Genomic DNA, 12,524 nt, shown 5'->3' with positions numbered 1-12,524 from the left:
GCGTTAGCGTTTGAACGAAAGGAAAACGATTCCATGGCTCATACAGCGCAAATCAGGATTCCCGCCACTTACATGCGTGGCGGCACCAGTAAAGGCGTGTTTTTCCGTCTACAGGATCTACCCGAGGCCGCCCAAGTACCTGGTCCGGCCCGTGATGCCCTGTTGCTTCGGGTGATCGGCAGTCCCGATCCGTACGCCAAGCAGATCGACGGCATGGGGGGCGCGACGTCCAGTACCAGCAAGACCGTGATTCTGTCCAAAAGCATCAAGGCCGATCACGACGTTGACTACCTGTTCGGCCAGGTGTCCATCGACACGCCGTTCGTGGACTGGAGCGGCAACTGTGGCAACCTCTCCGCGGCGGTTGGGCCGTTCGCGATCAGCAATGGTCTGGTGGATGCGAGCCATGTCCCGGACAACGGCGTCGCCGTGATCCGTATCTGGCAAGCCAACATTGGCAAGACGATCATTGCCCACGTGCCGATGACCCACGGCGCGGTGCAGGAAACCGGTGACTTCGAACTCGATGGCGTGACGTTTCCGGCCGCCGAGGTTCAGTTAGAGTTCATGGACCCGGCAGCGGAAGAAGAGGGCGCGGGCGGTTCAATGTTCCCGACCGGCAATCTGGTGGACGAGCTTGAGGTGCCAGGTGTCGGCACGTTCAAGGCGACCATGATCAATGCCGGCATCCCGACCATTTTCGTCAATGCCAGCGACATCGGTTACACCGGCACCGAGTTGCAGGACGCGATCAACAGTGACGTGAATGCCTTAAACAGGTTTGAAACCATTCGCGCGTACGGCGCCGTGCGCATGGGTTTGATTGCCCATGTGGACGAGGCGGCCAAGCGTCAGCACACACCCAAAGTGGCCTTCGTCGCAGCGCCCAGCGAGTATGTATCGTCCAGCGGCAAGCGTGTGACCGTGGAGGACGCCGATCTGCTGGTACGCGCCATGTCCATGGGCAAGCTGCACCACGCCATGATGGGGACGGCGGCGGTCGCGATCGGGACAGCGGCGGCGATTCCAGGCACGTTGGTCAATCTGGCGGCAGGCGGTGGCGAACGCAGCGCGGTCCGTTTCGGCCATCCATCCGGCACCTTGCGCGTAGGCGCTGAGGCGGAGCTGGTCGACGGCGAATGGCAGGTCAAGAAAGCCATCATGAGCCGCAGTGCGCGGGTGTTGATGGAAGGGTGGGTTCGCGTGCCGGGCGACAGTTTCTGACGCTTGACTTCGTCTTTTGTAGGAGCGCGCTTGCCCGCGAAAGCATTCTGCCTGTTACGAATGCTTAACTGACCCAACGCATTCGCGCGCAAGCACGCTCCTACCGTTTGAAAACGGCTATTTAAACCGTCGTTCGACGCCTTTTTCCACCAACACTTTCGCCGAGATTTCTTCGACCGAAAAATGCGTGGAATTGATGTTCGGAATGTTCTCGCGGCGGAAAAGGTTTTCCACTTCGCGCACTTCGAACTCGCACTGGGCGAAACTTGAATAACGGCTGTTGGGCTTGCGTTCGTGGCGAATGGCGGTCAGGCGATCAGGGTCGATGGTCAGGCCGAACAGTTTCGAGCGGTGTTGCTTCAGCGCGGGCGGCAGTTGCAGGCGCTCCATGTCGTCTTCGGTCAACGGATAGTTGGCTGCGCGGATACCGAATTGCATGGCCATGTATAGACAGGTAGGCGTCTTCCCACAGCGAGAGACACCCACCAGAATGATGTCGGCCTTGTCGTAATAATGGGTTCTGGCGCCGTCATCGTTGTCCAGCGCGAAGTTCACCGCCTCGATCCGCTCCATGTAATTGGAGTTGTGACCGATGGAGTGTGATTTGCCCACCGAGTAGGAGGAGTGTGAACTAAGCTCCTGCTCAAGAGGCGCCAGGAAGGTCGAGAAAATATCGATCATGAAGCCGTCGGACGTCGCCAGAATCTCGCGGATGTCCTGATTGACAATGGTGTCGAAGATGATGGGGCGCGCCTCGTCTTTTTCGGCAGCCTTGTTGATTTGCTGGACCATCGCCCGGGCCTTCTCGACGCTGTCGATATAGGGCCTGGTGAACTTGTTGAAGGTTATGTTTTCAAATTGCGCCAACAGGCTCTGACCAAGCGTTTCGGCTGTGATGCCGGTGCCGTCGGAGATAAAGAAAGCGGATCGTTTCATTTGCGCCTTGGGCCTTAAGCTGGTGACGATTCTTGGATATCATAGGCGGGCTTGCGAGCCATGACTGGCCGCATTCTACCTTTTTTCAAGGTTCTGATTTTCAGGATGAAGATTTTCGGGTCCGGGCCATTCGCGTAAGGGTCACTTTCTTCCTGTGATGACAGCACCAATGCTTTTCCCAACAACAATTCGGTTAGTGGAGAGATCACCTTGGTAGAGTACGTAGTTTCCCTCGATAAGCTCGGCAAACATGATGTTGAGCATGTGGGGGGCAAGAACGCATCCCTCGGCGAGATGATCAGCAACCTGGCGGGCGCAGGCGTTTCCGTCCCCGGTGGCTTCGCCACTACCGCTCAGGCCTATCGTGATTTTCTTGAGCAAAGTGGTCTGAACGATCAGATTCACGCGGCACTCGATGCCCTGGACGTCGACGACGTCAACGCCCTGGCGAAAACCGGTGCGCAGATTCGTCAGTGGATCATGGAGGCCGAATTCCCCGAGAAGCTCAACGCTGAAATCCGCACTGCCTTCGCCGCGCTCTCGGCGGGCAATCCGGACATCGCCGTTGCCGTGCGCTCTTCCGCCACCGCAGAAGACCTGCCTGACGCGTCCTTCGCCGGTCAGCAGGAAACTTTCCTTAATATCCGTGGCGTCGACAACGTCATCCGCGCGGCGAAAGAAGTCTTTGCCTCGCTGTTCAACGACCGCGCCATTTCCTACCGCGTGCACCAGGGCTTCGACCACAAGCTGGTCGCACTGTCCGCGGGCGTGCAGCGCATGGTCCGCTCTGAAACCGGCACGGCGGGCGTGATGTTCACGCTGGACACCGAATCCGGTTTCCGTGACGTGGTGTTCATTACCGGCGCCTACGGCCTGGGCGAAACAGTCGTACAAGGCGCGGTCAACCCGGACGAGTTCTACGTTCACAAGAACACCCTTGAAGCCGGTCGTCCTGCGATCCTGCGCCGTAACCTGGGCAGCAAGGCGATCAAGATGATTTACGGTGACGAAGCCAAAGCCGGTAAATCGGTCAAGGTGATCGACGTGGAAGCCGCCGATCGCGCACGTTTCTGTCTCTCCGACGAAGAAGTCAGCAACCTGGCCCGTCAGGCGATGATCATCGAGAAGCACTACCAGTGCCCGATGGACATCGAATGGGCGAAAGATGGTGACGACGGCAAGCTCTACATCGTTCAGGCGCGTCCTGAAACCGTGAAGAGCCGCAGCTCGGGCAACGTCATGGAACGCTACCTGCTCAAAGAGAAGGGCACCGTTCTGGCGGAAGGCCGTGCGATTGGTCAGCGCATCGGCGCGGGCAAGGTGCGGATCATCAAGGACGTGTCCGAGATGGACAAGGTTCAGGCCGGCGACGTGCTGGTCTCCGACATGACCGACCCGGATTGGGAACCGGTGATGAAGCGTGCCAGCGCTATCGTCACCAACCGTGGCGGCCGTACCTGCCACGCCGCGATCATTGCGCGTGAACTGGGCATTCCCGCCGTTGTGGGCTGCGGCAACGCGACCGAACTGTTGAAAGACGGTCAGGGCGTGACGGTTTCCTGTGCGGAAGGCGACACCGGTTACATCTTCGAAGGCGAGTTGGGCTTCGACATCAAGCAGAACTCGGTCGATGCCATGCCGGAGCTGCCGTTCAAGATCATGATGAACGTCGGTAACCCGGATCGTGCGTTCGATTTCGCCCAGTTGCCAAACGCAGGTATCGGTCTGGCGCGTCTGGAGTTCATCATCAACCGCATGATCGGCGTGCACCCCAAAGCGCTGCTGAACTATCCGAACCTGCCGCTGGACATCAAGGAAAGCGTCGACAAGCGCATCGCCGGTTACAGCGATCCGGTCGGTTTCTACGTCGAGAAGCTGGTCGAAGGGATCAGTACCCTGGCCGCTGCGTTCTCGCCGAAGAAGGTCATCGTGCGTCTGTCGGACTTCAAGTCCAACGAATACGCCAACCTGATCGGTGGCAAGCTGTACGAGCCGGAAGAAGAGAACCCGATGCTGGGCTTCCGCGGTGCGTCGCGTTACATCAGCGAAAACTTCCGCGACTGCTTCGAACTCGAGTGCCGCGCCCTCAAGCGCGTGCGCAACGAGATGGGCCTGACCAACGTGGAAATCATGGTACCGTTCGTGCGCACTCTGGGTGAAGCGAGCCAGGTGGTCGACCTGCTGGCCGAAAACGGTCTGGCGCGCGGCGACAACGGTCTGCGCGTGATCATGATGTGCGAACTGCCGTCCAACGCCCTGATGGCCGAAGAATTCCTCGAGTTCTTCGACGGCTTCTCCATCGGTTCCAATGACCTGACCCAGCTGACTCTGGGCCTGGACCGCGACTCCGGCATCATCGCGCACCTGTTCGACGAGCGTAATCCTGCGGTCAAGAAGCTGCTGTCCAGCGCCATTCAGGCCTGTAACAAGGCCGGCAAGTACATCGGCATCTGCGGTCAGGGCCCGTCCGACCACCCGGATCTGGCGCGCTGGCTGATGGAGCAGGGCATCGAAAGCGTTTCGCTGAACCCCGACTCGGTACTGGAAACCTGGTTCTTCCTCTCTGAAGAGGATGCGCCAACCTGATACCCCACAGGTAGAGCAATCGAGTAAGATGCTGGCCCGTTTCGACGGGCCGGCTTTCTGAAGAAGGGCGGCCCAACGGTTCCGCCCTTTTTCATGCGAATTTTTCAGGTGAAGGGTTCAGCCCCGGGACAGCCTCTACGTGCTATTCCGGCGGTGTGCCTTTTCAGAACCAAGCAAGAGCACTATGCAAAGCAGCAGCCATCTTTTTCCAGTGGCCTTGATCAGCGCCGAACGACGCGGCGACCTGGTCGAGGACGTCTACCGTCTGAAACCCGGCAACAGCATGGACTTCACGGTCGAGCTGGCCGTGACCCGACTCGGGCGGGTCACCGCTCCCGATGTCCGTGGCGTGCCAGTGATCCTGCTGCATGGCAGCTTCTCCAATCGACGTTTTTGGTACTCGCCCAAAGGCATCGGGCTGGGCGCCTTTCTGGCACGTGCAGGGTTCGACGTGTGGATTCCGGAAATGCGTGGGCACGGGTTGTCTGCGCGTAATGAAGCCTACCGGCACAACCGTGTCGCCGATTATGCGCGCTACGACCTGCCGGCCATCGCGGCGTTCGTCTGTGAGCAGACCGGGCAAATTCCGCACTGGATCGGCCATTCTCTCGGCGGCACAACGCTCGCCGCGGCATTGGGCGGTCACTACCTGGACGCTGGGCAGGTGGCTTCGGCGGCGTTGTTCGGCAGTCAGGTCTCGCGCACGTACTGGCCGCTCAAGGTGCCGCCACTGCAGTGGGGTTCGAGGTTGCTGCTCAAGCGCTTCGAACACGTGTCCGGACCGCGTTTCAAGCGAGGCCCTGAAGACGAGCCGATGGGCATATTGCTTGAAAGCATGCGCTGGCACGGCCTGTTCGGTCGCTTCGGTGACAAGAAAGACGACTGGTGGTCCGGCTTGCGTCATGTGCAGGTGCCGCTGCTGTGTGTGGCGGGAGCTGGCGATCATCAGGACCCTGAATGGGCGTGTCGCGAGTTGTTCGAGCAAGTCGGTTCAGAGCAGAAAGAATTCTGGTGCCTGGGGCGCCAGGAAGGCTTCAGCGAAGCGTTCGGTCATGTCCAGATGCTGGTCAGCAAGTCCGCGCAGGCGCAGGTGTGGCCCAAGGTGGCGGATTGGCTCAGCCGGCAGGTCACGCCGTCAAATGCTGAATCAACGCTGAATAGGGTGGCAACTTCCTGACTTGCGCGTCCATAAGCGTTCCTATGGGCGTCGTGTGGCGCTAAGCTACACCCGTTCGAGTGGCCAAGGTGTGCGGCAGGTGAGCAAGACTCGTCGGTCAGTATTTTGTTCTATATAAGGAAGCATTGTGGCGTTTGTCATGGTCTGACATGCGTGCCACGCGAACCTGCCAGCCGCAGGTTCATCCTTGAAACGAATCACTGACAGGAGTTACCCATGCACTACATCACTCCGGATTTGTGCGACGCCTACCCTGAGCTGGTTCAGGTGGTCGAGCCGATGTTCAGCAATTTTGGCGGTCGCGATTCGTTCGGTGGCGAAATCGTCACCCTCAAGTGTTTCGAAGACAACTCGCTGGTGCGTGAGCAAGCCGAGCAGAACGGCAAAGGCAAAGTACTGGTGGTCGATGGTGGCGGCTCGCTGCGGCGGGCATTGCTGGGTGACATGCTGGCGGAGAAGGCAGCCAAAAATGGCTGGGAAGGCATGGTCATCTATGGCTGCGTGCGTGATGTCGATGTCCTGGCGCAGACCGATCTCGGTGTGCAGGCGTTGGCCAGTCACCCGCTCAAGACCGATAAACGCGGACTGGGCGATCTGAACGTGGTGGTGACATTTGGCGGCGTGACTTTCCGCCCCGGTGAATACGTGTACGCCGACAATAACGGCATCATCGTTTCGCCTAGCCCCCTGAAAATGCCGGACTGACCGGCTTCGCCCTTCAGAAAACCGCAAGGACACCAAGGACAGTGAATGTTCGATGAGACAAACGCGCAGTGGGGGCTGGTTCATGCCTTCGTGCTGGACGGTAAAGGCGGGGCGCGTTCAATAGCTCGAACCGAACTGGATGGCCTGCAGCTGGAGCCCCACGAAAGCGTGTGGCTTCACTGGGACCGCAGTCACCCGCAGACACAGACGTGGCTGCGCACGGCGAGCGGCCTCAGTGAGTTCGTTTGCGACCTGATGCTTGAAGAAAACACCCGGCCTCGCTTGCTGTCGCTGCCGGACAATGAACTGCTGTTGTTTTTGCGCGGGGTGAATCTCAACCCCGGTGCCGAACCTGAAGACATGGTGTCGGTGAGAATTTTCGCGGCGGCTCAGCGTGTGATTTCCCTGCGTCTTCGCTCATTGCGTGCGACGGATGAATTGATTGACTTGCTCAACGAGGGCAAGGGACCGAAAACCGCATCCGAATTGCTGGTTTACCTGGCGCAATTGCTCACCGACAAGGTCCAGGCGGTGGTCAGCGAGCTGACCGAACTGGTCGACGACATGGAAGAACGCATAGATGCCGACGAACGGTACATGCCTGAGCACGGCAACATGGTTCACATCCGCCGCAGGGCGGCGGGCATGCGTCGGTTTCTGCACCCTCAGCGTGAAATCTACGCGCAGCTGACGCGCAGCAAGATGCCATGGTTTCTGGACGACGATGCTGACTACTGGAATGAATTGAACAACAGCCTGACGCGTTATCTGGAAGAACTGGAATTGACCCGGGAGCGCGTTGGGCTGGTGCTTGAGGCTGAAGACAGACGCCTCAACGAACGCATGAACCGCACCATGTACCGCTTCGGGATCATCACCGGGATCTTCCTGCCCATGAGCTTCCTGACCGGTTTGCTGGGTATCAACGTCGGCGGCATTCCAGGCTCGGATAATCCGTATGGTTTTGTGTTTGCCTGCACGCTGATGGTCGTGGTTGCGGTGGGGCAGATGTGGTTGTTGAAGCGTCTGCGGTGGGTCTGATGGAAAAAAACGACGTCGTTTACCGTGTGATGTGTGACTCAGGCAAAATTGGCTGCGTCTTTCAGTGACATCACGTGAGGTGCCTATGCACGACCCGTTTGAAGAATCACTGCGAGACATGCTTAACTCCTCGTCCTCCAGCCGGGATGATGATGCGGCACTGGGGCGCGTGCTGAAGACGGCCAACCGCCAGGTCGGTGCAGGCGATCTGTTCAGCCTGTTCGGCCGCTGCACACAAGCATTGATGATGGCCGTGAACAACGGCTCGGCTCACGTTTCACCTGTTTCCCGTCGCAAGGCGACGATTGCCGGCACTGCGTTTACCGCTGCCAAAGACAAGGCTGATTGAATATGGAATTGGATCTCTGGACACAGAGCCTGGTCACCGCAATGACTGCGTTGTGGACCAAAGTTGCGAACTTCATCCCGAATCTGTTCGGCGCTCTGGTGGTTGTTCTGTTGGGTTTCGTGGTGGCCAAGCTGCTCGACACCCTGTTATCCAAGCTGTTGGCAAAACTGGGTCTGGATCGCTTGATGGGCGGCACCGGCCTGACGAAACTGATCAGTCGCGCAGGGATTCAGGTTCCGATTTCGACGCTGATCGGCAAGATCGTCTACTGGTTCGTGCTGTTGATTTTCCTGGTGTCGGCGGCAGAGTCCCTGGGCCTTGAGCGTGTATCGGCCACCCTGGACATGCTCGCGCTGTACCTGCCGAAGGTGTTTGGCGCGGCACTGGTACTGTTGGTAGGCGTATTGTTGGCGCAGCTGGTCAACGGTATCGTTCGCGGCGCGGCAGAAGGCGTCGGACTGGATTACGCGGCGGGCCTGGGGCGTGTCGCTCAGTGGCTGGTGATCATCATCAGTATTTCGGTGGCGATCAGCCAGTTGGAGGTCAAAACCGACCTGCTGAACCACGTCATCGTTATCGGATTGATTACCGTTGGTCTGGCAGTTGCGCTGGCCATGGGGCTGGGCAGCCGCGAAATCGCGAGCCAGATCCTGGCAGGAATTTATGTGCGGGAGTTGTATCAGGTAGGGCAACAAGTGCGTATTGGAGAGGTCGAAGGACAGATCGAAGAGATTGGCACGGTGAAGACCACGTTGCTGACCGATGAAGGGGAACTGGTGTCGTTGTCGAACCGAATCCTTCTCGAGCAGCGAGTGAGCAGCCGCTGAACCGGCAAATCTGCTAATGTATGCCGCCGCAAAATCCCGGAGGTCCCGGGACCAGGCGGACATTTATCTGACTGTCGGCACGACCTGTTTTGAATAAACCCCAATCGCTCTCACTGCGTTACGACCCCCGCGAGCTCTCTGATGAGGAGTTGGTTGCGCGCTCGCACGCCGAGTTGTTTCACGTGACTCGGGCCTACGAAGAGCTGATGCGACGTTACCAGCGGACACTTTTTAACGTCTGCGCGCGCTATTTAGGGAACGATCGCGATGCGGACGATGTCTGTCAGGAAGTGATGCTTAAGGTGTTGTATGGGTTGAAGAATTTCGAAGGGAAATCGAAGTTCAAAACCTGGCTCTACAGCATCACCTACAACGAATGCATCACGCAGTACAGGAAGGAGCGACGAAAGCGTCGGTTGATGGACGCTTTGAGTCTGGACCCCCTCGAGGAAGCGTCTGAAGACAAGACGCCGAAACCGGAAGAGAAGGGCGGCCTCGATCGCTGGCTCGTGCATGTGAACCCGATTGACAGGGAGATTCTGGTGCTTCGATTTGTCGCAGAACTGGAATTTCAGGAGATCGCAGACATAATGCACATGGGCCTGAGTGCCACGAAAATGCGGTACAAAAGGGCACTCGATAAATTACGTGAGAAATTTGCAGGCGTTACCGAAACTTAACTCGGAGCAAATATCTCTAACGGGCAGGCAAGTTCTGATAGACTTGCCGACGAGTTGTCCCCCGGTTAGGGGGACCGCTTTACAATCACCAGATGGGGATTTAACGGATGAAACTGAAAAACACCTTGGGCTTGGCCATTGGTACTATTGTTGCCGCAACTTCGTTCGGCGCTCTGGCACAAGGCCAAGGCGCAGTCGAAATCGAAGGCTTTGCCAAGAAAGAACAGTTCGACAGCGCTCGTAATTTCAAAAACGACGGCAACCTGTTCGGCGGTTCGGTTGGCTACTTCCTGACTGATGACGTTGAATTGCGTCTGGGCTACGACGAAGTTCACAACGTCCGTAGCGATGATGGTAAGAACATCAAGGGCGCGAACACCGCTCTGGACGCTCTGTACCACTTCAACAACCCGGGCGACATGCTGCGTCCGTACGTCTCGGCTGGTTTCTCCGATCAGAGCATCGGTCAGAACGGCAGCGGCGGTCGTAACCGCTCCACCTTCGCCAACATCGGCGGCGGTGCCAAGCTTTACTTCACCGACAACTTCTACGCCCGTGCTGGCGTTGAAGCTCAGTACAACATCGACCAGGGCGACACCGAGTGGGCGCCTAGCGTCGGTATCGGTGTGAACTTCGGTGGTGGCTCCAAGAAAGTTGAAGCCGCACCTGCTCCAGTTGCTGAAGTGTGCTCCGACAGCGACAACGACGGCGTTTGCGATAACGTCGACAAGTGCCCGGACACCCCGGCTAACGTGACTGTTGATGCCAACGGTTGCCCGGCTGTTGCTGAAGTCGTACGTGTTGAGCTGGACGTGAAATTCGACTTCAACAAGTCGGTCGTCAAGCCAAACAGCTACGGCGACATCAAGAACCTGGCTGACTTCATGAAGCAGTACCCACAAACCACCACCACTGTTGAAGGTCACACTGACTCCGTCGGTCCTGACGCTTACAACCAGAAACTGTCCGAGCGTCGTGCAAACGCCGTTAAACAAGTTCTGGTTAACCAGTACGGTGTTGGCGCTAACCGCGTGAACTCGGTTGGCTACGGCGAAACCCGTCCAGTTGCTGACAACGCAACTGAAGCTGGCCGCGCTGTAAACCGTCGCGTAGAAGCGAAAGTAGAAGCTCAAGCTAAGTAATTAGCCCCCGCTTCACGAAAAACCCGGCCTCGGCCGGGTTTTTCTTTTTCTGGCGGGTGAGAAAAAGAAACTGCTTTGCGATGCGTTCTTCTTTAGAAGTATTCGCGGATGGCGCGATAAGCGGAATTGCTTCATGCCCGCTGTTGGCAGCGTCAGTGTTTGATTAGCGCTATCCACAACAACAGGTTCAACACCAGCGACAGCAGTGCCACGGTTTGCCAGACCTTGAGCGGTTCGCGTTCCAGTAAAGGTTTGGGCCGGGTGTTCAAGGTCGCAAGTTCGCCGTGCTGGAGCTGCAGCAGCCATTGTTCGGCCGTTTCGAAGCGTTTCGCCGGATCGGCTTGCAGTGCCTGATCCAGATGATGCTCGATCCATTCGGGTACGTCCGGGCGGTAGCGGCTGACGGGGATGGGGCTGCCGAAGCGTCGGTGTTGAAAGGCCTCGATTTCTCCGTACGGATAGTGCCCGGTCAGCAGGAAATACAGCGTGACGCTCGCGGCATACAGGTCGAGTGCTGGCGCGGGTTCGGCCCCTTCAAACGCTTCGGGGGCGATAAAGCTCGGCGTGCCAGGAACATCGCCCTGGACGTCAGCAGACAGACCGGGGCAGAAGGCGAGGCCGAAATCCAGCACGCGCAGCTCGCCGTTGGCATCGATCAGCACGTTTTCCGGCTTGATGTCGCGATGAACGATATTGCGTCGGTGCAGTAAGCCAACAGCCCCTATCAGGTCCCGCGCGAGGGTTGACCATCGCGCCAGCTCCATAGGTCCCTGTTGCCGGAAGGTGTGCGCCAAGGTCTGGCCCGGGTACTCACGCATGACGTAGTACAGATGCTGGCGATCAGGCAGGAGATGCACTTGTGGGAAAAAGCGTCCGGCAACCCGGCGCAGAAACCACTCTTCCAGCAGCAATGCCTGGCCGGCCCCGGGCTCATCGTCACGCGCGTCGGGGAGGGTTTTGAGTAACCAGGGTTGTCGCTCGGCGTCGAGAACCCGATACAGCAAGGATTGCCGTGAGTCACCCAGCCGCTGCTCGATCTGCCAGCCCTCGAAGGACTGGCCAGGCTTGAGTGACGGCGGCAACGGCCACTGCTGTAACTGAATCAGCGTATCGGCCAGCGTATCGGTGCCCAACTGATCGATCTGGATCAGCACGGCGCTGGCGTTGTCCTGGCTTCCAGACAAGTGCGCGGCGTCGACCAACGTCCGCACGGCGGCGTCCAGATCATGCTGTTCGCTGAGAATCGTACGAATACGCCCATCGTTCAGCGTCGACCAGACGCCGTCGCTGATCAGCAGCAGACGTTCGCCCTGACGCAGTTCACCGTCCAGATAATCCATGACCACGTATTGATCCAGGCCCAGCGCGCGTTTGAGCACGTGCTGCATGTCCGGTTGCTCCCAGACGTGATCCTCGCTGATGCGCTGCAACACCCCTTCATGCCAGCGATAAACCCGGGAGTCACCGACATGGGCGAGGGTAAAGCGACGGCCGCGCAGGACCAGTGCGCTGAGCGTGGTCAAAAGACCGTTCGCCAGCAACCAGCGATTCTGTGCGAGCAGCAGGCGGTCCAGTGCCTGGGCGATGCCCCAGGTTTCCGGCGTGGCGTAGTAATCCATTGCCAGGGCCTGAAGGGTCGAGCGGGACGCCAGGCCGCCATCGGCACAGTGACTGACACCGTCCGCCAGCCCGAACAGGTATCCCTTGCTGGCGGCGAGCGCTGGCGCGGGGGTGACCAGGCGCGTGGCGTCCTGGTTCTCAGCCCGTGGTCCGCTGGCGCTGTACTCGGCAAAGCGCACCTGCAAGCCGACTGCCTTGGCCGGGGTCAACGTCAACGGTTGATTCATCGCCAACCTC

11 protein-coding genes are annotated in these 12,524 nt (G+C 58.6%); 9 read left to right on the top strand and 2 right to left on the bottom strand.

From position 1 onward, the window contains the following. Positions 1-33 precede the first annotated feature (33 nt). Positions 34-1,224 (top strand): 2-methylaconitate cis-trans isomerase PrpF, encoded by a 1,191-nt coding sequence (gene prpF, locus ABDX87_RS01750; protein ID WP_346831296.1) that lies wholly within the window; start codon positions 34-36, stop codon positions 1,222-1,224. Between the two features lie 117 nt (positions 1,225-1,341). On the opposite strand, the gene ppsR is transcribed toward prpF, so the two are convergent. Beyond that, the gene (gene ppsR, locus ABDX87_RS01745) at positions 1,342-2,160 is read right to left on the bottom strand and encodes a posphoenolpyruvate synthetase regulatory kinase/phosphorylase PpsR (protein WP_346831295.1); all 819 of its coding nucleotides are present in this window, start codon (positions 2,158-2,160) and stop codon (positions 1,342-1,344) included. A gap of 210 nt (positions 2,161-2,370) precedes the next feature. On the opposite strand from ppsR, the gene ppsA reads away from it, so the two are divergent. From ppsA to ABDX87_RS01705, 8 genes are all read left to right on the top strand, one after another. After that, entirely contained in the window at positions 2,371-4,746 is a 2,376-nt protein-coding gene (gene ppsA / locus ABDX87_RS01740) for a phosphoenolpyruvate synthase (protein ID WP_346831294.1), read from the top strand. Positions 4,747-4,930: 184 nt separating this feature from the next. Continuing rightward, positions 4,931-5,923 (top strand): alpha/beta fold hydrolase, encoded by a 993-nt coding sequence (locus ABDX87_RS01735; RefSeq protein WP_346831293.1) that lies wholly within the window; start codon positions 4,931-4,933, stop codon positions 5,921-5,923. A 216-nt stretch (positions 5,924-6,139) separates the two neighbouring features. Next, entirely contained in the window at positions 6,140-6,628 is a 489-nt protein-coding gene (gene rraA, locus ABDX87_RS01730; protein WP_346831292.1) for a ribonuclease E activity regulator RraA, read from the top strand. Between the two features lie 45 nt (positions 6,629-6,673). Further along, positions 6,674-7,669 (top strand): zinc transporter ZntB, encoded by a 996-nt coding sequence (locus ABDX87_RS01725; protein WP_346831291.1) that lies wholly within the window; start codon positions 6,674-6,676, stop codon positions 7,667-7,669. An 85-nt stretch (positions 7,670-7,754) separates the two neighbouring features. Then, on the top strand, positions 7,755-8,018 hold the full coding sequence (locus ABDX87_RS01720) for a CrfX protein (protein WP_346831290.1): 264 nt from the start codon (positions 7,755-7,757) through the stop codon (positions 8,016-8,018). Positions 8,019-8,020: 2 nt separating this feature from the next. Then, entirely contained in the window at positions 8,021-8,845 is an 825-nt protein-coding gene (locus ABDX87_RS01715; RefSeq protein WP_062382443.1) for a mechanosensitive ion channel family protein, read from the top strand. An 89-nt stretch (positions 8,846-8,934) separates the two neighbouring features. Then, a complete protein-coding gene (sigX, locus tag ABDX87_RS01710; RefSeq protein ID WP_346831289.1) occupies positions 8,935-9,525 on the top strand; it encodes an RNA polymerase sigma factor SigX in 591 nt (196 codons plus the stop codon). A gap of 107 nt (positions 9,526-9,632) precedes the next feature. Then, entirely contained in the window at positions 9,633-10,667 is a 1,035-nt protein-coding gene (locus ABDX87_RS01705) for an OmpA family protein (protein WP_346831288.1), read from the top strand. 152 nt (positions 10,668-10,819) lie between these two features. Here the strand turns inward: ABDX87_RS01705 and ABDX87_RS01700 are convergent, their stop codons facing one another. Further along, positions 10,820-12,514 (bottom strand): bifunctional protein-serine/threonine kinase/phosphatase, encoded by a 1,695-nt coding sequence (locus tag ABDX87_RS01700; protein WP_346831287.1) that lies wholly within the window; start codon positions 12,512-12,514, stop codon positions 10,820-10,822. Positions 12,515-12,524: the final 10 nt, after the last annotated feature.

It is taken from the genome of Pseudomonas abietaniphila, from assembly GCF_039697315.1.
Taxonomy (GTDB): Bacteria; Pseudomonadota; Gammaproteobacteria; order Pseudomonadales; family Pseudomonadaceae; genus Aquipseudomonas; species Aquipseudomonas abietaniphila_B.
The sequence above is the reverse complement of the archived record's forward strand: the minus strand, read 5'-3'. Positions and strand labels throughout refer to the sequence as shown.